Source organism: Natrinema caseinilyticum (assembly GCF_024227435.1).
GTDB classification, from domain to species: domain Archaea; phylum Halobacteriota; class Halobacteria; order Halobacteriales; family Natrialbaceae; genus Natrinema; species Natrinema caseinilyticum.
The window spans coordinates 1,159,512-1,178,295 of the sequence record NZ_CP100445.1 but is presented as its reverse complement, the minus strand read 5'-3'; the positions used below and the strand labels follow the sequence as shown (position 1 = coordinate 1,178,295).

At 64.2% G+C, this 18,784-nt stretch carries 22 protein-coding genes; 11 read left to right on the top strand and 11 right to left on the bottom strand.

Translation table 11 applies throughout. The features are described 5' to 3' along the window. Window positions 1-335: 335 nt before the first annotated feature. Window positions 336-1,151 carry a hypothetical protein gene (locus NJT13_RS05640; RefSeq protein ID WP_254524562.1) on the bottom strand — a complete coding sequence of 272 codons (816 nt, stop codon included), beginning with the start codon at window positions 1,149-1,151 and terminating at the stop codon, window positions 336-338. 252 nt (window positions 1,152-1,403) lie between these two features. Here NJT13_RS05640 and dcd point away from each other — a divergent pair, with 252 nt between their 5' ends. Further along, window positions 1,404-2,006, top strand: coding sequence for a dCTP deaminase (gene dcd, locus NJT13_RS05635; protein WP_254524561.1), 603 nt, complete (start codon window positions 1,404-1,406; stop codon window positions 2,004-2,006). 72 nt (window positions 2,007-2,078) lie between these two features. On the opposite strand, the gene NJT13_RS05630 is transcribed toward dcd, so the two are convergent. Further along, window positions 2,079-3,377 (bottom strand): YihY/virulence factor BrkB family protein, encoded by a 1,299-nt coding sequence (locus NJT13_RS05630; RefSeq protein ID WP_254524558.1) that lies wholly within the window; start codon window positions 3,375-3,377, stop codon window positions 2,079-2,081. 157 nt (window positions 3,378-3,534) lie between these two features. Between NJT13_RS05630 and NJT13_RS05625 the strand changes: the two genes are divergently transcribed. Beyond that, complete coding sequence (locus NJT13_RS05625) at window positions 3,535-3,735, top strand: hypothetical protein (protein ID WP_254524557.1); 201 nt, start codon at window positions 3,535-3,537, stop codon at window positions 3,733-3,735. Between the two features lie 55 nt (window positions 3,736-3,790). Here the strand turns inward: NJT13_RS05625 and NJT13_RS05620 are convergent, their stop codons facing one another. Next, window positions 3,791-4,906 (bottom strand): tRNA (guanine(26)-N(2))-dimethyltransferase, encoded by a 1,116-nt coding sequence (locus tag NJT13_RS05620; protein ID WP_254524555.1) that lies wholly within the window; start codon window positions 4,904-4,906, stop codon window positions 3,791-3,793. 316 nt (window positions 4,907-5,222) lie between these two features. Between NJT13_RS05620 and NJT13_RS05615 the strand changes: the two genes are divergently transcribed. Continuing rightward, window positions 5,223-5,579, top strand: coding sequence for a hypothetical protein (locus NJT13_RS05615; RefSeq protein WP_254524553.1), 357 nt, complete (start codon window positions 5,223-5,225; stop codon window positions 5,577-5,579). A gap of 382 nt (window positions 5,580-5,961) precedes the next feature. On the opposite strand, the gene hisH is transcribed toward NJT13_RS05615, so the two are convergent. After that, window positions 5,962-6,624: an imidazole glycerol phosphate synthase subunit HisH gene (gene hisH / locus NJT13_RS05610; protein WP_254524552.1), complete on the bottom strand. Its 663-nt coding sequence runs from the start codon at window positions 6,622-6,624 to the stop codon at window positions 5,962-5,964. A 158-nt stretch (window positions 6,625-6,782) separates the two neighbouring features. On the opposite strand from hisH, the gene tsaA reads away from it, so the two are divergent. Next, window positions 6,783-7,214 carry a tRNA (N6-threonylcarbamoyladenosine(37)-N6)-methyltransferase TrmO gene (gene tsaA, locus NJT13_RS05605; protein WP_254524550.1) on the top strand — a complete coding sequence of 144 codons (432 nt, stop codon included), beginning with the start codon at window positions 6,783-6,785 and terminating at the stop codon, window positions 7,212-7,214. A 98-nt stretch (window positions 7,215-7,312) separates the two neighbouring features. On the opposite strand, the gene NJT13_RS05600 is transcribed toward tsaA, so the two are convergent. The 3 genes from NJT13_RS05600 to NJT13_RS05590 form a co-directional block, all read right to left on the bottom strand. Further along, the gene (locus NJT13_RS05600; protein ID WP_254524548.1) at window positions 7,313-7,909 is read right to left on the bottom strand and encodes a uracil-DNA glycosylase; all 597 of its coding nucleotides are present in this window, start codon (window positions 7,907-7,909) and stop codon (window positions 7,313-7,315) included. A 548-nt stretch (window positions 7,910-8,457) separates the two neighbouring features. Next, entirely contained in the window at window positions 8,458-9,021 is a 564-nt protein-coding gene (locus tag NJT13_RS05595) for an endonuclease dU (RefSeq protein WP_254524547.1), read from the bottom strand. Beyond that, entirely contained in the window at window positions 9,021-9,212 is a 192-nt protein-coding gene (locus NJT13_RS05590) for a DUF5786 family protein (RefSeq protein ID WP_254524546.1), read from the bottom strand. Before NJT13_RS05590 ends, NJT13_RS05595 begins: the two co-directional genes overlap by 1 nt. 239 nt (window positions 9,213-9,451) lie before the next feature. Between NJT13_RS05590 and NJT13_RS05585 the strand changes: the two genes are divergently transcribed. The 3 genes from NJT13_RS05585 to NJT13_RS05580 all read left to right on the top strand — a co-directional run bounded on the left by NJT13_RS05585 (window position 9,452) and on the right by NJT13_RS05580 (window position 12,016). Beyond that, window positions 9,452-10,063, top strand: a complete 612-nt coding sequence (locus tag NJT13_RS05585; protein WP_254524545.1) for an MBL fold metallo-hydrolase — start codon at window positions 9,452-9,454, stop codon at window positions 10,061-10,063. Between the two features lie 543 nt (window positions 10,064-10,606). Then, window positions 10,607-10,936 carry a DUF7344 domain-containing protein gene (locus NJT13_RS23415; protein WP_425499786.1) on the top strand — a complete coding sequence of 110 codons (330 nt, stop codon included), beginning with the start codon at window positions 10,607-10,609 and terminating at the stop codon, window positions 10,934-10,936. A 24-nt stretch (window positions 10,937-10,960) separates the two neighbouring features. Then, window positions 10,961-12,016, top strand: coding sequence for a sensor histidine kinase (locus NJT13_RS05580; protein ID WP_254524544.1), 1,056 nt, complete (start codon window positions 10,961-10,963; stop codon window positions 12,014-12,016). 109 nt (window positions 12,017-12,125) lie between these two features. Here NJT13_RS05580 and NJT13_RS05575 read toward each other — a convergent pair whose 3' ends face one another. From NJT13_RS05575 to NJT13_RS05565, 3 genes are all read right to left on the bottom strand, one after another. Beyond that, entirely contained in the window at window positions 12,126-12,275 is a 150-nt protein-coding gene (locus NJT13_RS05575; RefSeq protein WP_254524543.1) for a 50S ribosomal protein L40e, read from the bottom strand. A gap of 91 nt (window positions 12,276-12,366) precedes the next feature. Continuing rightward, window positions 12,367-12,870 (bottom strand): DUF367 family protein, encoded by a 504-nt coding sequence (locus NJT13_RS05570; protein WP_254524542.1) that lies wholly within the window; start codon window positions 12,868-12,870, stop codon window positions 12,367-12,369. Between the two features lie 65 nt (window positions 12,871-12,935). Continuing rightward, window positions 12,936-14,741 carry a Rieske (2Fe-2S) protein gene (locus NJT13_RS05565; RefSeq protein ID WP_254524541.1) on the bottom strand — a complete coding sequence of 602 codons (1,806 nt, stop codon included), beginning with the start codon at window positions 14,739-14,741 and terminating at the stop codon, window positions 12,936-12,938. A gap of 114 nt (window positions 14,742-14,855) precedes the next feature. Here NJT13_RS05565 and NJT13_RS05560 point away from each other — a divergent pair, with 114 nt between their 5' ends. From NJT13_RS05560 to NJT13_RS05550, 3 genes are all read left to right on the top strand, one after another. After that, window positions 14,856-15,179, top strand: a complete 324-nt coding sequence (locus tag NJT13_RS05560; protein ID WP_254524540.1) for a nuclear transport factor 2 family protein — start codon at window positions 14,856-14,858, stop codon at window positions 15,177-15,179. A 165-nt stretch (window positions 15,180-15,344) separates the two neighbouring features. Next, window positions 15,345-15,533 (top strand): hypothetical protein, encoded by a 189-nt coding sequence (locus NJT13_RS05555; protein ID WP_254524539.1) that lies wholly within the window; start codon window positions 15,345-15,347, stop codon window positions 15,531-15,533. A 40-nt stretch (window positions 15,534-15,573) separates the two neighbouring features. After that, window positions 15,574-15,744, top strand: a complete 171-nt coding sequence (locus tag NJT13_RS05550) for a hypothetical protein (RefSeq protein ID WP_254524538.1) — start codon at window positions 15,574-15,576, stop codon at window positions 15,742-15,744. A 56-nt stretch (window positions 15,745-15,800) separates the two neighbouring features. Here NJT13_RS05550 and NJT13_RS05545 read toward each other — a convergent pair whose 3' ends face one another. After that, on the bottom strand, window positions 15,801-16,943 hold the full coding sequence (locus NJT13_RS05545; protein WP_254524537.1) for an MBL fold metallo-hydrolase: 1,143 nt from the start codon (window positions 16,941-16,943) through the stop codon (window positions 15,801-15,803). Between the two features lie 149 nt (window positions 16,944-17,092). On the opposite strand from NJT13_RS05545, the gene NJT13_RS05540 reads away from it, so the two are divergent. After that, the gene (locus NJT13_RS05540; protein ID WP_254524536.1) at window positions 17,093-18,622 is read left to right on the top strand and encodes a stage II sporulation protein M; all 1,530 of its coding nucleotides are present in this window, start codon (window positions 17,093-17,095) and stop codon (window positions 18,620-18,622) included. Window positions 18,623-18,784 lie beyond the last annotated feature (162 nt).

Genomic DNA, 18,784 nt, shown 5'->3' with positions numbered 1-18,784 from the left:
ACCATCCGCACGTGCACCACCGCTGCAGTGAGCGGTCCGGAATCGTATGTCGACACAGCGAACATCTCACCCTCATAGTCCATGGTATGTTATAGCACAACATAGGTGTTTGCTCGGATTTCGCGTACTGTCCGGGGAAAGGGCACGTGCGACGCTGCGATAACCGTGTGCCGACGATCCGTCCCGGGCCGCGCAGTTCGTATCGTTTCGGTAACTAGACCCCGGAGGGCGTACGGACCGCTCCCGGCCCGGTCGCGTCGGGGCGCTCGGTTCGCTCACGAACAATTCGGTCGAGACGGCGACATCGGTTCACCGCGTTCTCTGGGTAGCCACTCTCAGTACACGAGTTCACCGTCGAAAAAGAGTTCCCGTTCCGTCCGTCTCGCCTCCGGACCCTCCTGGACGAGGGTCGTTTCGGTGGCGGGCTCCGAAAACCGATCGGGATCCGGCTCGACGCGCTCGAGCAACGCCGAAAAGACCGAGCCTCGCCGTCCGCCCGCGGCGACGATACCGCCGTACTTGTGCTCCTCGAACGTGGTCTCGTCGGGGTGAGGGAACTCTTCTCGAATGATCTGGGACGTCTCACGGAGGTATGCGGCCGCTCGCTTTTGTGAGTACAGGCTTTCTTCGTAGTACGTCTCGGCGTGTTCGTCCGCCAGTTCCTCGGTCGAGTGTTCCGGCGATTCGTAGTGGATCGACCGCTGCGTACTATACCCGCTCGCAAATCGAATGTTCACCGTGACGCAGTCGGGATACCGAAGGATGATCGGGGAGAACAGCATTTCCGTAATGGTAGTCCGCTGTTGAATCCGCCACAGACCTTCGGAGTAGTACGTGGCGAGCGCCCCCGTCGGATCGTCGCGTTCACCGCGATTGTACGCAATCGCGGCTTCCTCGAATTCTTCACCGGCCACGACTCGAAACTGTCGCTCGACGCTGTCGGCGATACGCTCGAGTTCCGCTTCGTAGGCGTCCAGCAACGTCACGTCTGGATCGGCGAGCAAGTCCGCCTTCCGGTCCCGTGCATCCGCCACGGCCATCATGTTCTCGTGAAAGACACGTTCGGCCTCCACGTCGGGAACTGGTGTTCTGACCGCCCGTCGATGCAGAACCCTCGAATCGCCGTTGAATCGGTCCTGCTTCTCTTTCATGGATCTGCATTGGAGGTACTGTTTGATAACCGATGAGGCCACATGACAGAGACTGGTCACGTAACCGCTACGTGGACGTCCGAGACGGCGAACAGTCCCGGGCGAGACGCGAATCGACCGAACTGTCCCTCGACCGTTCGAGACGCACGATCGGGCGACCGACGTCTGTCGCCGCTGGTGAGAATCGAAACCGAAGCGGGTGGCCGATGACGGACCGAGGACTTTAGGGTCCCGTACTCGCTCCTACTGGATATGATACTCTCGGACGCGGATATCATAGAGCGCCTCCAGGCTGGCGACCTCGTCGTCGAACCGCTCGACGACCCAGAACTGCAGATCCAGCCTGCGAGTATCGATCTCCGTCTGGGGCGGGAGTTCCTCGAATTTCAGCGGACGAACATCCCCTGTATTCACCCCAACTCCGAACAGGAAGTCGACGAGTACGTGACCGAAACCATCGTTACAGAGGGCGACGACTTCATCCTCCATCCCGGCGATTTCGTCCTCGGCACGACCCACGAACGCGTCGAGATTCCGGCGGATCTGATCGCCCACGTCGAAGGCCGGTCGTCCTTGGGGCGTCTTGCCGTGGTGGTGCATGCCACGGCCGGCCTCTGTGATCCCGGGTATCGGGGCCAGATCACCCTCGAGCTCTCGAACCTCGGCACGGCACCGGTCGCGCTCACGCCGGGGATGCGGATCTCGCAACTCACCTTTACGGAACTCAAAACGCCGGCGGAACGGCCCTACGGCAGTGAGCGCGGCTCGAAGTATCAGGATCAGGACGGGCCGCAGGCGTCGCGCATCCAGAGCGACGACGAATTCGGCGGCGACCAACTCGAGCGCGACGAGTGAATGGTGCCGGTCCGCTCGAGCCCGACGGCCACCTCCCGAAGCCGAACGCGAACCGGATGCCCCGAGACGTGTTTAGGAACGCCGCTCGCCGATCAGATCGCGCAGGCGGCCGGGGGCGTCGAGCAGCGAGATTCCGAATCCGAACAGGACCATCAGGACGTAGACCCCGAGCGTCGACGTCCAGACGACGAACATCGCGAGGATCGCCCAGCCGCCCTCGAGGAAGTAAAATGCGCCGATGGACATGGCCGTCCCGTACAGCAAGACGAGGTACGGCCCCCAGTCGCGCGCGTGACCGCGGCGAACCCGTTTCCGGACGTAGCGTTTGAGTTCGCCCTCGAGGGATTCTTTCCTGACGGTGCGATCGTCGACGTCGTCCTCGAAGTCGTCTACGCGATCGCGCAACCGCTCGATCTCTTCGCGCAGCACCTCGGGGTCGTCCGCCCGGTCGTGCGTCCGAGCGCCCGCGTGTCTCGTCGCTGCGCGGTCGGTCCCGCGGTCTTCCGTGGCTCCCTCGTCGGCACCCGTGGCGTCGTCGGTCATCGCTTCTGTGGAGACCTGTCGTCCGCTGGGACTTTGTAGCTGCCGATCCACTCCATGGGAAGCGAGCACCGCGTTCAGGACCGCTCCGAAGACGAGAAGCACGGCGCCGACGTAGAGCCAGACGAGAACGAGGAATACGGCCCCGAGCGCGCCGTATAGCGTATATCCGGTGACGAGATCGGTATACACCCAGAACGTGCGGCTGAGGCCGAACCAGCCGACGGCGGCGACGACCGTTCCCGGAATCGCCTCTCGGACTCCGACGTTCGCGTCGGGAAAGACGACGTACAGCGGTAAGAACGTCGCGACCAGCCCGATTACGACGAACAGCTGGCCGACGATCACCATCTCGAAACCCGGGACGAACCGGAGCAGGAACTCGAGGACGCCGATGAGCGCGAGCGCGAGCGAGATGACGAGCGCGACGATCGTCGCGTCCCAGATGCTGTCGAGCAGCGATTTCGACCCCGCAGTGCCGTAGACCTCCGAAAAGGCTCGATCGAGACCTCTCAGGACGCGACTCGACCCCCACAGCAAGCCGAAGATACCGACGACGGTCGCCCCTTGACGGTTGGTCTCGTCGAAAATAGTCTCGGCGAGCAGTTCCCGGGCCGACGGCGTGAACACGTTGTCGACCGCCGCCATGAGTCGAGCGGCGAGCGCCTCTCCGCCGATCGACGCCGCGATACCGAGCGCGAGCAACACCAGCGGAACGAGCGAGAGAAACCCGTAGAATGCGACCCCGGCTGCGAGTAACGTCACCTGTTCGTCCCTGGCGAGCCGGATGGCCCGCCCTGTCAGCTCGAGTCCCCGACTGTGATCGATCACGTGCGTTCGTTCGACCCGGGCCACATTATGCGCTCCCACAGCACGACGCGCCACCGACTCGAGACGGCGCCCGACCGCGCTCGGATTCGCGATTTCGGCCCCTCGAGTAACACGTCGAATCCGTCCCGCTTTTGTATCAACGCGCGAACTATATCGCATGGAACAACGACGCTGCCCCGACTGTGGCGTGACGATGGAATCGGTGTCCGTCCGCGACGGCGAGGGGATGAAGCCGTCGATCGCGACCGACAAACGGGACGGTCTCCTGGGGAAGATCGGCTTCCGGAACACGACGAACCTTCAGGGCGTCTGCTGTCCGGAGTGCGGGCTCGTCCGCCTGTACGCCGACGTGGAGTGACACGTGGCGAGCGCAAGCCCCTTACTCCCTCGGGGGTGGGAGGAAGGCAACGCGATCAGTCGAGGTTCCCCTCGGTCGCCGCGCGAATCTCCCCCACGTTCGCGTCCGTCTTGAACGTCGTACCGCCGTAGTGGGCTCTCGAAGCCGCGTACCCCGCGTCCCGCAGGTCCGTCAGGAAGTCGTCCATCGCGTTGGCGGGCAGCCCCCAGTTTCGACAGAGTTTGTGCTGGTCGTAGTGCATCGGCTCGTCGAGTTCCGTCTCGAGCGTCTCACAGAGGTCCCGTGCGGCGTCCGCGGTTCCGAACGCGTCCGGAACCGCCTCGCGAACCCTCGCGACGAACGACCGGTCCCGTACCGGGCCCAGCCAGACGGGGCCGGCGGTGAGCAATCGCGTGCCATCACAGTGGGGACACCGCTCGAGCGGATCGGCGATCAGCCCTCGATCGGTCTCCCGGAAGAGACAGTCTTCGCAGTGGTAGACGTACCCGAGTTCGTCGATCGCCGCGTCGGCCGCCGTCGCTTTGTGCTCGAGGTCGAGGTAGGTCCGGACGTAGTGACTGGTCGCGTGGGTCAGGATCGGTTCGACGCCGACGTCGAAGCGGGCGGCGCTGCGCGCGAGCGCCGAAACGAGGATCCGCACGCCCATCTCCGCGTGATAGTCCGTATTTCGCGGCACCGCGGAGTACGAGCGCACGCCGCTGTTGAAGTGTGCGCCACAGAGGGGCGCAGTGTCGGTCGCGGTCACACAGAGGAGGTCCCGACAGGTGGCGAACGCGGCGTCTGCGAACGGCATCGGCGTCCCGTAGGGATCCAGGTCGATCACGTCGAACGCGGACTCGTGCAGCAGGGCGTTGACGTTCCGCCGTTCGACCGTCGCTTCGACGCCGTTCCGATCGAGGTTCTCCCGCGCGAGGGAGGCGGCCGCCTCGTCGACGTCACAGCAGGTGACGTCCCAGCCGTCCGCTGCGGCCCGGACGCCGCGGACGCCGCTCGCGGTCATCGCATCCAGGTACGTCGTCGCGCGCTCCTCGCGCCGGCGATACGCTCGGAGCGTCGCGATCGTCAAATCCCGGTTCAGTTCCTGTCGCGGATTGTAGAACACCGCCTCTTCGATCCCCTCGGTTTGCTCGCCGGGGACCTCGAGTTCGATCCCGCCCTCGGTGACGCGCATATCACGTCTCGTCGGTAGCGGGCGAAAAGCAGTGTGGTCTCGCGTCGCTACCGGGACCGATCCGCTCGCGCAGTCACCGGATACCGGTGCGAGAGCCGGTCGGCCACCGACACGTGAGGAGAGCAAACGGTATTCCGGCTGGCTGAGTCGAGGTATCGGAGGTTCGAGGCGTGGGGTCGGAGGACTGGGACGGTGACGCGATTACCGCCGTTGCATAGATTTCGGCGGTCCCGATGGTCCGATGCACATCGAGACGACCGAATCGGACCCGCTGGACAACCAAACCGATTTTACAGTTCAGTACACAGTAGCTGTCGTGTCGGAGGCCAATCCCGTCGAACGATGGCAGGCAGCCCTCGAGGAAGCCGGCGAGTTGACGCCCGAGATTGTGGGCGACATCTCACAGATTCACGGCGACCGCGGGGTCCGCGCCATCGAGGCGGTGGGCGAAAACCGCGTGAAAGCCTATCGCGACTTCACGATCGTCGTCGGCTACGACGACGAGTACATCGTCGAGGACGGGAACTGTACCTGCAAGGATAGCGAGTACAACCTGGACGACGACGATCCGACCGAGCGCTGCTGGCACTCGCTGGCCGTCGCGATCGCACGCCGTGTAGGCCACGTCGACTATCACGATATGTGGTATTCCGACGTGCGCGAGTTCTTGTAACCGAGGGAGAACGGAGTCTCGTCGTAGCGATTCGTCGGTACCAGGGTGCCGCTGTATACGGGTTATTTCAGCCGCAGAGCGTCTCAATGGTGCCAATCGATACCCCTCGGTGCCGCTGTATCACTGCTGTTTGACCCCGGAATGCCGCTGTATCATCGAAAGCCGGAAGACGATTACTCTCCGCAGGACGGTGCTCCCTTTACAGTGCCACAGTCCACTGCGAGCCGAGCGCGAACCCCGCACAGACGACGCGCTCGCGGAGTGGGGCTAAACCCCCTTCGGTGGCAAGCTGGATTCCCCTGCCTTCAGGCGAGTGGAGAATGACAACAAAAAGGAATGCGAATATCGCGAGTCGGTGCATCGAGCGTCTCGAGCACGTCCGTTATTCGTCGGCGCAGATCTCGACGAAGTTCCGCAGAATCTGTAGTCCCGTCTCCCCGCTCTTCTCGGGGTGGAACTGCGTTCCGAAGACGGTGCCCGCCTCGTTCGCGACGATCGAGGGGAACTCCCTGTCGTACTCCGTCGTCGCGACCACCGCGTTCTCGTCGTCGGGAGCGGCGTAGTAGGAGTGGACGAAGTACGCGTAGTTTCCGTCGACGCCCTCGACGAGCGGGTGCTCGCGCTGGATCTCGAGTTCGTTCCAGCCCATGTGGGGAACTTTCTGGCCTTCGGCGAATCGAACGTTCGTGCCGGGGATCAGATCCAGGCCCCGGACGGCCGACTCGCCGTCGGTTTCGCCCTCTTCGCTCGTCGTGAGTAGCATCTGCATGCCGAGACAGATCCCGAACAGCGGCGTGCCACTCTCGGCGACCGCGAGGAGGTCCTCGCGAAGCGGATCGGCGTTCTCGACGCCCTCGCGGAACGCGCCGACACCCGGGAGGACGACGCCGTCGGCCGCCACAAAGGCGGCAGGATCGTCGGTGATTTCGACGTCGGCACCCGCGCGCTCTAAGCCACGAGTGACGCTACGGAGGTTACCCAACCCGTAGTCGACGATGACGACGGAGGCGAGCGTTTCCGCGGGTGGGGACGAGACGGTGCACATACGTCTACTCGGTGTGGCCCGTTGAAGTGAATTACCTTTCGGGCAATCGGTCTCGGGGCGGCCTCGGAACCGTCTACAGTCAGTGGCTGCCGGTCGAATACCATCGACGGAGTGTTGCGCTCGGCCCGACTACCCTTCCGCACGCAGCAGCCACACCCATGGCGATTACCTACACACCGATCGGATACGTTCGCTCACCGCACGACTCCCCCGAGGACGTCTCCCACGACGAGGTCGACGAGACGACGGGCGAAATCGTCCTCGAGGCGCAATACGAGGACGGCCTGGCGGGCCTCGACGACTTCTCCCACGTCGTCGTTTTCGCTCACCTCGACGAGGTCGACGAGTACCGACTCACCGCTCGACCGCCCCACGCCGCCGACCTCGAGGTCGGCGTCTTCGCGTCGCGGAGCCCGCACCGACCGAACCCGATCGCACAGACCACCGTCGAACTACTCGATCGCGACGGGACGACGCTCCGCGTCAGGGGACTCGATCTCGTCGACGGGACGCCCGTTCTCGACGTGAAGCCCTACGTCGGCTCGATCGACGACGATCGCGTCTCCCTCGGGTGGCTCGAAGACCACTGAAGCTGGGCGGCGGACGACACCCGTCGACCGGCCGCGAGCGGGCGTTTCCTGGCGACGGATGGGCCATCCAACCGCCGGCGAAATTTCGACGTCCGCCGTCAAAACCCGTCGAGTCGCATCTGCCCGCTTTCGGCCCCGTCGACCCCCGCGAGATCCGCCGCCCGCTCGAGGGTCCGCTCGAACGTCTCGAGTTGACTCCTGTCGTACAGCGTCGCGGCCGGATGGAGACAGAGCAACACTCGATACGGCGTGGCGTCGATTCGGATCTCCTCTACGTCGCCCGCTTCCTTCGTCACCGCGACCGAACGCCCTACGAGGTGTTCACTCGGGACTTTTCCGAGCGTCACGATCACTTCGGGATCGAGCCGTTCGATCTCCCGTTCGAGGTAGCCCCGGCAGTTCTCGAGTTCGTCCGCGGACGGATCGCGGTTCTCCGGCGGTCGACAGCGAACGCAGTTCGTGATGCGGACGTCCTCGCGCGCGAGTCCGACGGCCCTGAGACCGTCGTCGAGGACGGAACCGCTCCGGCCGACGAACGGCTCGCCTCGCTCGTCTTCGGTCGCTCCGGGTCCCTCGCCCACGAACAGGAGGTCGGCGTCCTCGGGGCCCGTTCCGTTGACGATCCGGCTCCGGGAGTCGACGAGCGCCGGACAGCGCCGACACTCCGCCACACAGAGATCCGTCATTTCACCCATAGCCACTGCTCGAACGGCCGGCTACTATGGTTTTCTCCTTTTAATGTCGTTCGGGGGTAGAGAGGCGGGCAAAACACGCATTCGCGATCGGCGCATCGGAATGTGTCCGATCCGGCAGAACCTTTGCGATAGTCCGTTTGGGAGGCTTCATTCTCGCTCGGACTCCAGTCCAATTATATAGTTACCGGAAATTATAATCGGTCATCAACCATTCATTCTCCGAGTCCCGCTTTCTCTCCGACACAGTATCCGATTCCAGCTATCCCTAGCGCGACTAGTACGATCAACACGTACGCAGGATCGAATCGTATCCGGAGCCAGTTCTCTCTGCCAGAGAATAAAACGACCCAACCTGTAGCCCCGATATATACGAAAAGGAAGGCACCGACGTAACGAAGGGCAGTAATAGTATTCATCGTCACACTCTTACATCTTAATCTATGAAGAAATTTCGGTGAAACGTGTCTGAAATTCGCGCCGAGAAACCGATAGCGACGGCGCAAAGCCGAGATGACACTGTACGACAAATATCCGCACGGGAGAGAAACCTATCCGGATCGAACGTACGAATCGGCGGCTCGAGCCGCCACCCTCGCGACCCGGATCGGCTCCGGTCGGCCACCCGCCGGCGTGAACGCCCGGATGACTTCGTCGGCTACGGCCGGTTCGAGGTCGAGACACCTGACGTAGACCGTCTCGTCGTTGACCGACAGCTCACGGCGGTCCGGCAGCGCCCGATAGGTCTCGAGGCGCTCTTCGAGTTCGTCGTCCGAAAAGGCGTCACGCAGGCCGGCCGCGAGGCCGGTACTCGCCTCAAACGTGACGGCGAGTACCGGTCGGTCGACGGCCTCGTGAACGCGAGAAAGATCGAGAAGGTTGTACCACGCCGGGGCGACAGCGCCGAGCAGGACGTACCGGACGTCCGGCCGGTCCAGGTCGTCGATCAGATCGATGACGGCGTCGGTCGCATCGGTGCCGCCGACGGTACAGGCGCCGAAGGCCAGCCCGTCACAGACCCGATCGGAGCGAACGACGGCACCGGCCAGCGTGCTTCGGTCGCGGTCGGGGTGGTACGATTCCGCGATACCGAGCGCCCGTACCCCGGCTTTCATCAGGTGTCCGGTTCCTCCGTCTCTTCGTTTTTGATCTCTTTAAGCCGGTCGAGCAACTCGTCACTCGACGCCCCGTTTTCGAACTCGATCGTTCCGTCGTGGCTGTTCTCTCCCGATTTCACGGCGTCGTCGTCGTCAAAATCAGCGTCGACTTCCTGCTGTTCGGATTCGTCGTAGCTCCCGAATCCCATACAGTGTTCAGTACGACCCTCCGGTTGAAAAATTCCGGGGTTACCAGTTTATTAGGGTTTTCTGACCAGCCAACGCTTTCGGAAGCGCGTTCGATTCGGGCGGTGGAGTCGTCGCGTCTAACCGATCGGCGCCTTTCACGGTATCCGGGCGGACGGCCCGTGACTCGCGAGACACGGAATATCGGAGAACCGGGACACCGATGCCATCGTTTTTGCCGTCCCCCGCTAAATGTCCGGGTATGGAAGTACACCACGTCACCGAGGACGCAGAGACGTTCACCTGTAACGCGTATCTCGCCGTCGACGAGCGGGCGACGCTGGTCGATGCCGGTGCGATGGACGGGGTCGTCGACGACATCCACAGCCACACCGACGATCTCGAGGCGGTCGTGTTGACCCATCAACACGGCGATCACGTGGCCCAACTCGAGGCCGTCGTCGAAGCGTTCGATCCCGACGTGTACGCGTACGCCGACCATCCGGCGCGAACGCACCCGATCGACGACGGTGACACGGTCCGGATCGGAACCGAGGAATTCGAGGTGGTCTTCACGCCGGGCCACGCTGACGACCACGTCTCGTTCGTCTCCGATTCGACGCTGTTCTCGGGCGACGTCGTGGTCCACGACGACGGTGCCTTCGACTACGGGAGCTTCGGCCGGACCGACATGGCCGGTCAGTCGCGCGAACGGCTCGTCGAAAGCATCCGAGACCTGCTCGAGCGGATGCCCGACGGCGTCGAACACATGTACGCGGGTCACGGGAGCGTCTTCCACGGTGACGTACGCGACGTCGTCGAAACGGCGCTGGAGCGAGCAGAGAAACGGGAACCGAAGTACCCCGACGAGTAGCGAGTAGCGAGTATCGGCGGTTTCTTGGTCCAGATTTTCCGTGAGCGCGTGAGCGTCTGTCCTGCGAGCCGTGCGAACGGTGCAACGTGCCCGCGAGCGGAGAGCGGTCGGGGAAGCCGACCCGAGCGGGAACGCGACGGGTCCGGGTGACCGCTGTCCGTGCGGCGTCCGCTCGACGACGAACTCCTTCGGTGGCCCAGTTTCGGACCCACCGGAGTTCGACCGGCCGAGAAACGGGCACCATGCTGATGGTGATTATTTTCAGGAATGCGCCTAAAACATATCTATCAGACATCTGTTGGCTGCGATCGTCTATATCTATCCTCTTCTGCCCAAATGTTCCAGAAAGAGTAAAATCAGGTCCGATCGACATTCAGTATTTGACGATCGTCACGCGAACAATAAATATCAAATTATGGTAAAGAATAGGTCTCTCGAGCGGATACGAAATTACATGTCTGACGATGGGGGAGAGGACAGATTCACTGAAGACGAATCTGAAACTCCGTGCGTTTGCAAACGGCCGGACGAAGGGATGGAAAAATGGATCGTCTACTGACAAGTATTGCGGGTCACCGACGGCGATACGTCCTCTATTACGTAGTGCAGAACGAAATCACGACGATAGATCGATTGGCTGAACACGTTGCCAGCGCGAGCAACGACGTCCCGAAGCGGAGACTCACCGAGGAGCAGTTCGAAGAAACGAGGGCCGGATTGACACATTCTGCCCTCCCACAGCTACGAGAGGCGGGAATTGTCGATTACGACGCTCGAAGCGGGACGGTTCGGTACCGGCAACAGTCGCAGATTCTGTCACGTCTGCTTCGGGTCTGTGCGGATTTCGAAACACCGGCCGCGAGTTTCGATTGAGTTCCGATCTCTGTCATTCGAATTATGAAACCCGCAAACGACAATACAGTAGTAACAAACACGAACGGTATCGACGAAACCAACGTCGTCCTGTCGGCGCTACTGAAGAACCTCCCTGCCGGCGTGCTCGTCGAAGACTCGACTCGCGAAATCATCGCGGTGGACCCGACGCTGTGTGATATCCTGGCGATGGACAGCGAGCCATCGGAACTCGTCGGTCGAGACTGTGCGCAGGTGGCCGAGGAACTCCGTGAGACTCTGGCAAACCCGGCTCGGTTCCGGTCCCGGATCGAGACGATACTCGACCGACGCGAGCCCGTATTCGACGAGGAGGTGCGACTCGCAGATGGACGAACGCTCGAGCGGACGTACACCCCGTATACCCTCCCGAGAGGCGAAGCGAACCTCTGGCTGTATCGGGACGTTACCGAGTGGAAAAATACTGAACGCCGACTCCAGGGCAAAAACGAGACGCTCGAGGAATTCATCTCCGTCGTGTCGCACGATCTCAGAAATCCGTTGAACGTCGCGACTGCCAATCTGGAACTCGCACGTGAGGTCTCCGATAGCGACCGTCTCGACGAGGTAGCAGATGCGCTCGATCGGATGGGGCTGTTGATCGAGGACCTGCTCGTTCTCGCACGAAAGGGCCACGCGATCGGCGTCACGGAACCGATCAACGTGGGCGAGGTGGCGCGAGAGTGCTGGTCCCACGTCGAAACTGCACCGGCGACGCTTTCGGTCGACGCCGACCGGACCGTTCGAGCGGATCGAAGCCGGTTGTCGCAAGTGTTCGAGAACCTCTTTCGAAACGCCGTCGAACACGGCGGGCAGGACGTCACGATCACCGTCGGAACCGTCACGGACGGATTTTACGTCGAAGACGACGGCCGCGGCATTCGGGCGGCCCAACGGGACCGGATCTTCGATGGAACGTACTCCACCAGCAGGGACGGCACGGGGCTCGGATTGCAGATCGTCGAAACCATCGTCACCGCCCACGGGTGGGAAATCGACCTCGCTGACCCGTCCGACGGCGGTACACGGTTCGTGATAACCGACGTTCTCTTTCTCGATTAGCTCGTCGACGGGTACGCTCTTTCCGCTTCCGAACGACCTCGGCACTCGGTCCGTTTCCGACCGGAGACGTGACTCCACGAAAGCGGACGCTGGAGAAGTGATCGCTCGATTATGCTGCGCGGGGTTCTTTCGCCTTCGGACGAAGCTTCTCGTAGCCGCACTTGCGACAGCGCGTCGCTCGCGGCGAGTTGCGAGCGTTACAGCGCATGCAGATCATCTTCTCGAGCGTCCGTTTCTCGGCGGCGTCGAAACTGGCCATACATCTCGTTTTGCCGTGGAGCATTTAACCGCTGTGATTACGCCGCCGTCCGACGGTGTCCGGACACGGAGCGCGACCGCGGCCGACGTGGTCACTCCTCGTCAGCCAGATAGTCCGCCTGGACTGCGACGACCTCGCTCGAGTCCGCACACTCGCTGTAGCGCCGCAGCGGCTCCTCGTTGAGCGTCAGGAAGGTCTCACCCCACCGAAACGGCTCGAGCAGGTCCGCCGCCAGGCCCCACTCGTCGAAAATGCAGGCCGCGCCCGCCAGCGCTTCGACCGTGGTCAACCGAAACGGCCGCCCGTAGTTGACCGGGTTCGCGGCGACCAGAAAGGGGAGTGCCCGGTGGACCCCGCGCATCTCGAACGTCGCCGCCTCCGCGGACTCCCACGAGCAGTCGAGTGCGACCAGCGTTCCGAGTCCCTCCTCGGCGTCGGCCGGCGAGAGCGCTCGCTCGGCGTGCGGATTGAGGACGATCCCGTACGGTACCTGCCTCATCGACCGGTAGAGGGTCGCCTTGTCGAACTTCTCGAGGCGACGCGCGGTACACTTCTCCGGGTCGTCGTCGCCCTCGTAGTAGACGTGGCACTCCACGCGTGAGGATAGGGGAAGCCGAGAGAAAAGGGATGTGGAACGCGAGAGCCTCGACGGCGCGGCGACTACGCGTCGTGGACCGTCTCACCGCGATTGAGTCGCGCGGCGATCGTGAACGTCTGCTCGGCCTGCCGGCGGGTCGGGAAGTGCGCGGCCAGGTAGCGCGCAGTCGCGATCAGCGGAACGCGCCGTCGTCGCTCGCGATCGACGGCGAGGTCGTCCTCGCGGTCGGCCGGTCGCGCCTCTGCGAGATCGAACTGTCGGAACGCTCCTTCGAGGTTCTGGAGCGTGTGGAATTCGGCGTCTTCGCGCAGCAGACCGTGACCGAGCGTCCGCTTCAACCGGTCGGGATCGCCGTTGCAGTCGAAGAACTCGGCAACGAGACGCCCCGCCTCGTTCACCGCGCCTTCGACGTCGAACGTCTCGAGGAGATCGGCGAGGACCGCCTCGGGGTCTCGCCCGGTCTCGTTCGCACCGGGATCGGGGATCGGCGTCGGCGGCGTATCGAGGAATCGATCGAGGTACACGTTGAGGGCGGCGTCGAAGACGCCGCGGTAGAGTTCGACGGCGTCCGTCCGGCGCGCGCTCTGGTGGACCGCGTTGGCGTACGTGAACGTGTGGTGGACGGTGTTCCAGTCGGCGAACTCGTTTGCGGTCCCGAACTGGGCGACGCGAGTCGCGGCGGCGTGGGCCACCGCCGCCGCGAGAGCCTCGGTCGTCGCTCCCTCTCGGACGGCGGTCGCGAGCGCGTCGACGATCGCTTCGGGGTCGTCGGAACGGAGCGTCTCCTGGAACGCCACCGGCGGCGACCAGGACCGCTTCGCTCCCTCGCTCGCGAGTTGCTCGAGGCCGTCCGTCGCCGTCACGTCGCCGCCGTAGACGTCCTCGAGCAGCGCGACGAGATCGACCGGCTGTCGCCACGCGGACCGTTCGTCGCTCCTGTCGGCGCTCGCGAGGGGGTCGACCAGGCTCGCCAGCGTCTCGTCGGCGTCCGCCCAGCCGACGTGCTCGAGGCTCTCGAAGGCCGTGTTGACGAAGTCGAGGACGTGCCCGTTCGAGAGATAGGGGTGGTCGGTCGCGGCCGCGAGGAGGAGTTCGGCGACCTCGGCCTCCGAACACCCGGTCGCGACGGCCGTCCGGAGACAGCGCTCGGCACCGTCGTCGTCGCGAACCTCGATGCAGTTTCGAAACCAGGCTTTCAGCCGGTCGAAGGCGACCTCGTCGGTCGAAAACGACGGCTGGTCGAAGGCGGGCGGCTGGTCGGCACAGTCGTCCGCGACGTAGCGGGCGCCGGTGTACAGCGCCCGCTTTCGGTCGTCGGGCTCGAGGTCGTCGATCACGTTCGCCATGCACCCCAGGACGGTCAGCCCCGGCCCCCAGCCCGATTCCCGGTAGCGGGTTCCGAACGAGAGGGCCGTCGCCATCGGTTCGCGATACTCGATACCAGCGTCCAACAGCCCGATCGCCGACTTCGCGACGACGAGTCGCAGGTTCTCCTCGAGCCCCGTCTCGAGGCGGCCCGCCCAGTGCTCTTCTGGCGGAAGATCGCGGGACGGATCCGGATTCACGTAGACGCGACCGTCCCGAACGTCGGTCGGATACGTTCGGACGTCGTCGGCCCAGGGATCGAACGTGTCGCCACAGGAGAGTTCGAATCGCGCGTGGTGCCAGTGGCAGGTGAGGATCCCGTCCGCGACGCTCCCTTCGGAGAGGGGAAACCCCATGTGGGGACAGCGGTTGTCGACCGCTCGAACCTCGCCCTCGTGGTGGAACAGGGCGATCGCCGTGCCGTCGACGGTCACGAGTTCGCGGCCCGTGTCCTCTAGGTCGGCGAGCGAAACGGTCGCCCGAAAGTCGTCGTCGGCCGTCATAGAAACGGTATCGTCCCACAGGGGCGTAAGGATTCCTCCACCGATCGTTCGAGCCACCGTTCGGATCAGTCAGTAGAGTGGCACGCTTTTGGCGTTCGCCACGAAACGGTCCGTATGGCTTCGGCCTCCCTCATCCGGCGATACTACGATGCGCTCGATCATCACGATTACGACGCGCTCGAGGAGATCCTCTCGCCCGAGTTCACCCAGCGCCGTCCCGACCGGACGTTCGAGGACCGCGAGGCGTTCGTCCGGTTCATGCGCGATAAGCGACCGAACCCGGATACCAGCCACCACCTCGAGTCGGTCGTGACGGCGGACGATCGGATCGCGGTCCGCGGCCGCGTGACCGACGACGGGACGGCCCTGTTCGAATTCGCCGACTTCTTCGAGGTCGCCGACGGCCGACTCGCTCGGCTCGAGACGTACTCTCGGTGACGGCTCGGCTCTGTACCGACGTCTACTGTCTCGTTCGGTCGTCCGTTTCGTCCCTCCGGCCGTGGTCTCTCGTACTGAACGGGGGCTCCGTAATCGAATCGAACGACCGGCGAACGTCGCGTGATCGACACAAAGACTTTCAGTCTGAACCCACATTCCGCCGGTATGGTCCACTGTCCCGAATGCGAGACGACCCTCTCCGAGCGATCGGACATCGAGTTCGTGGAAACCGACGCGACGACCGGCATCTTCGCGGCCTCGAAACGGTTCTACGTCACGACCTGTGCCGCCTGCGGTGCGACGATCGGCAGCGGCGTCGCGGGTGCGAAAGCCGGCGGGAACGGAGCCGTCTGAGGGGACAAGAAATATGGTGGTCCTATCGTGACTGTCACCCATGGTTCACTGCCCTGAATGCCAGGCGACCCTCTCGGAAAAGACCGACGTCGACTTCGTCGAAATGGACGCGACGACCGGCTTCTTCGCGGCCTCGAAGCGATTCTACCTGGTCGCGTGCAACGAGTGCGGCGCGGCGATCGGCAGCGGCGTCGCCGGCGCGAAGGCGTGAATTCGCGCCAGTAGTTCCGCGCAGCGGCGCTGACTGCCGTCGGAAAGCCGGACTCGTCAGGCCGAGCAATTGTTCGGCCCCAACTCGAGTTCGACCCGCTCTTCCGGCGGAATATCGGCCGCTCCGCGGTTGAATTCGATTATCTCCTCGTAGTTCGCCGGCTTCTCGCCGGCCTCGGCCATCCGGTCGACGAACGCGTCCTCCTCGAGGTCGAGGAGGTCGATTCCCGTCCGGGCGTCGCGAATCGTCGTCCGAATCGCCTCGCCGGGCGCGCCGTGTGCGAACTCGCCCTCGGCGGTGACCGTCACGTGGCCCGGGAGGACGACGACGCTCTCGGGTTCGGCCAGGATCGTTCGATGCAGCGTCTCGTAAAGCATCCTCGCGCCCCGCTCGCCCTCGTCGTCGGAGAACTCGAGTTCCGTTCGACCCGTCGAGTCGACGTGCAGCGTATCGGCGGTCAGCAACGCCGCGTCGTCGACCAGGAGCGTGATCATCTCGCTCGTGTGCCCGGGGGTGAACACCGCTTTGATCTCGCGGTTGCCGACCGCGATGACCTGGTTTCGCTCGAGCGGGGTGTACTCCCGTTCGACGTCGCGCCGGGCCGCACGTTCGCCGAGGTAATAGGGGACTCCGAGGTCGTCGGCCAGCTGGCGGCCGCCGGAAATGTGATCGGCGTGAACGTGCGTGTCGATCACGCCGACGACCTCGAGTCCGGCCTCTTCGGCGGCGATTTCGAACTCGTCGGTGTCCGCCGTCGGGTCGACGACTACCGCCTCACCCGTCTCCGAACAGCCGACGACGTATCCCAGACAGCCCTTCGCGCGGCGTTGAACCTGTACGATCGTCAGGTCGCCGCCGACGTCGATCTCGACGCGGTCGTAGACGCCGCTCCAGCCCTTCATCCCGCCGTCGACTGCCGCCACGTCGAACTCGTTCGTCGCCGACTCGAGGCGCGTGGCCAGATTACTCGAGGAGATACCCTTGGCGCAGACGGCGATCACGCGCTCGGCATCACCGACCACTTCCTCCAGGTCCTCGAGTCGGCCATCAAGTTCCTCTTCGGGGCCGAACGGGAAGTGGACCGCACCGGCGATGTGCCAGGACTCGTAGCTGTCCGCTGGTCGGGTGTCGACGAGGACGTACTCCGCGTCCTCGTCTTGCAGTTCCGCGAGTCGCTCGGGCGAAATCGTGGTGACCATACGTAGCCGTACTTCGGCGAGCCTGGTAAACGATGAGGCGTCACATGCCTGGGTCCCCGTCCGGAGGGTCCGATCGCTCTCGTCCTCGGGACGTCTCTCTCGCGTGGAGACAAGGGTTCATTTATTTGATACCCAGTCCAAGGGCCGGTATGGCCCTGTCAGACTTCCTCGCCGCCGTCGGCACCGTCCTCCGTCGCCGGCCCGGCGATCTCCTCCCGATGTACGTGTTGAGCGTCGCGATTCCGGCGATCGTCCGCGTCGTTCCGTTTCTCGCGATCGCGGTCGCCTACCTGTTTCTCGGGTCGACCGGCCGGCTCGCGTCGATTCGATCGGACATCGCGGACCTCGAGTCGCCGCCGGATCCCAACGCCGATCCCGAAGCGTTCGACGCGTGGGCGAGCGGCCTCGAACCGATCGTCGGCCAGCTCGCTGCGCCGCCGCTGCTCGCGCTCGCCGCGGTCACCGTCGTCGTCAGCTTCCTGCTGTTCGTGTTCCTGACGTCGGTCATCGCTGCGGGACAGCTCTCTGCCTGTTACAGCCGATTGCGCGACAACCGGGGGCTCCTGGCCGGCCTCGACGGTGCCCGCCGCTTCTGGCTCCGGTTTCTCGGTCTGTTCGTCCTCGAGTTCCTGTGCTGGGCCGTCGTGCTGACGGTTACGGGAATCGGAACGGCGCTGCTCGCCGGCGTCACCTCGGTCGCGACCGGATCGCCGGTGTTCGCGATTCCGGTCGTTCTCGGAGCGACGGCCGTCGCGGTGGTCGTTCTGCTCGCCGTCCGTGCGCTGTTCGCGTTCGCCCCGGTCGCGGTCGTCGTCGACGACGCCGGCGTCTTCGGCTCGCTTCGAAACACCGGGGGCTTCGTTCGGACCCGGCCCGGCGGCGCGGTGTTTTACTATCTTGCCGCGGTCGTCACGCTCGTCGGATTCGCGATTTTCGCCGGCGTGCTCTCGTACGCCAACGTGGGAACAATCGGATCGCTGGTGTCCGCTCTGCTCGTGTTTCCGGTGCTCGATCTACTGAAAACCGCGATCTACTGCGATCACCGCGACCGTTTGACGCCGCCGGAGCCGCCGACCCGATCGCTTCTCGGTCAAATCCGGGCCGGCCTCCGACACGGCTGGGGCGAGATGACGTCGTTCGTCCGCCAGACGCCGGGAACCCACGCGTTCGTCCTCGTCCTCGGACTGGTCGGATTCGGGGCCGGCTGGCTGGCCGCCGACCCCTTCGTCGGCACGTTCGAGGCCTCGATCACGGCCCGCCTCGACGATCGGTTCCCCCTGACGATGGCCGTCAACCTGTTCGGTAACAACTGGCTAGTCGCCCTCATGACGGCCTACGCCGGCGTCGCGCTGGTGATTCCGGCCATCGTCTCGTTGCTCTTCAACGGCGTCGCCCTGGGGATCGTCGCCCGTCTCGAGGTCGATCCGCTCGAACTGGCCGCCTTCGTCGTCCCGCACGGCATCTTCGAAATCCCGGCGATCCTCGTCGCCAGCGCGCTCGGCATCTCCGTCGGCGGGACCGCCTGGCGGACGTGGCGTGGTCGCGACGGTCGAACCGACCTCGCCGACGCGCTCGAGCGTGCGTTCTGGGTGCTGGTCGGCATCGGCATCGTACTGGCGATCGCGGCGGCGATCGAGGGGTTCGTCAGTCCGTACTACTACCAGCCGTTTCTCCCGTGAGGTGCAGACGGGGTGAAACGCCGGCCCGAGGACGGAGCGACCCCCTCGCGACTCGACCGACGAAATGCGCGTCCGCGCATCCGCGCAGTGCGAACGGACGCCGCGCGAACCCGACTCGCGAGTACGGTGGGCGAGACCGGAATCGGTGATCGCGGCGCGAGA

Excerpts from the sequence above, each read along its gene's own strand:
- NJT13_RS05555 (WP_254524539.1), top strand. The coding sequence starts at position 15,345 with ATGGTCCACTGTCCCGAATGCGAGACGACCCTCTCCGAGCGATCGGAC.
- NJT13_RS05560 (WP_254524540.1), top strand. The coding sequence starts at position 14,856 with ATGGCTTCGGCCTCCCTCATCCGGCGATACTACGATGCGCTCGATCAT.
- NJT13_RS05540 (WP_254524536.1), top strand. The coding sequence starts at position 17,093 with ATGGCCCTGTCAGACTTCCTCGCCGCCGTCGGCACCGTCCTCCGTCGC.
- NJT13_RS05580 (WP_254524544.1), top strand. The coding sequence starts at position 10,961 with ATGAAACCCGCAAACGACAATACAGTAGTAACAAACACGAACGGTATC.
- dcd (WP_254524561.1), top strand. The coding sequence starts at position 1,404 with ATGATACTCTCGGACGCGGATATCATAGAGCGCCTCCAGGCTGGCGAC.
- NJT13_RS05600 (WP_254524548.1), bottom strand. The coding sequence starts at position 7,909 with ATGGGTGAAATGACGGATCTCTGTGTGGCGGAGTGTCGGCGCTGTCCG.
- NJT13_RS05640 (WP_254524562.1), bottom strand. The coding sequence starts at position 1,151 with ATGAAAGAGAAGCAGGACCGATTCAACGGCGATTCGAGGGTTCTGCAT.
- NJT13_RS05545 (WP_254524537.1), bottom strand. The coding sequence starts at position 16,943 with ATGGTCACCACGATTTCGCCCGAGCGACTCGCGGAACTGCAAGACGAG.
- NJT13_RS05620 (WP_254524555.1), bottom strand. The coding sequence starts at position 4,906 with ATGCGCGTCACCGAGGGCGGGATCGAACTCGAGGTCCCCGGCGAGCAA.
- hisH (WP_254524552.1), bottom strand. The coding sequence starts at position 6,624 with ATGTGCACCGTCTCGTCCCCACCCGCGGAAACGCTCGCCTCCGTCGTC.
- NJT13_RS05575 (WP_254524543.1), bottom strand. The coding sequence starts at position 12,275 with ATGGCCAGTTTCGACGCCGCCGAGAAACGGACGCTCGAGAAGATGATC.
- NJT13_RS05625 (WP_254524557.1), top strand. The coding sequence starts at position 3,535 with ATGGAACAACGACGCTGCCCCGACTGTGGCGTGACGATGGAATCGGTG.
- NJT13_RS05590 (WP_254524546.1), bottom strand. The coding sequence starts at position 9,212 with ATGGGATTCGGGAGCTACGACGAATCCGAACAGCAGGAAGTCGACGCT.
- tsaA (WP_254524550.1), top strand. The coding sequence starts at position 6,783 with ATGGCGATTACCTACACACCGATCGGATACGTTCGCTCACCGCACGAC.
- NJT13_RS05550 (WP_254524538.1), top strand. The coding sequence starts at position 15,574 with ATGGTTCACTGCCCTGAATGCCAGGCGACCCTCTCGGAAAAGACCGAC.
- NJT13_RS23415 (WP_425499786.1), top strand. The coding sequence starts at position 10,607 with ATGGATCGTCTACTGACAAGTATTGCGGGTCACCGACGGCGATACGTC.
- NJT13_RS05595 (WP_254524547.1), bottom strand. The coding sequence starts at position 9,021 with ATGAAAGCCGGGGTACGGGCGCTCGGTATCGCGGAATCGTACCACCCC.
- NJT13_RS05585 (WP_254524545.1), top strand. The coding sequence starts at position 9,452 with ATGGAAGTACACCACGTCACCGAGGACGCAGAGACGTTCACCTGTAAC.
- NJT13_RS05565 (WP_254524541.1), bottom strand. The coding sequence starts at position 14,741 with ATGACGGCCGACGACGACTTTCGGGCGACCGTTTCGCTCGCCGACCTA.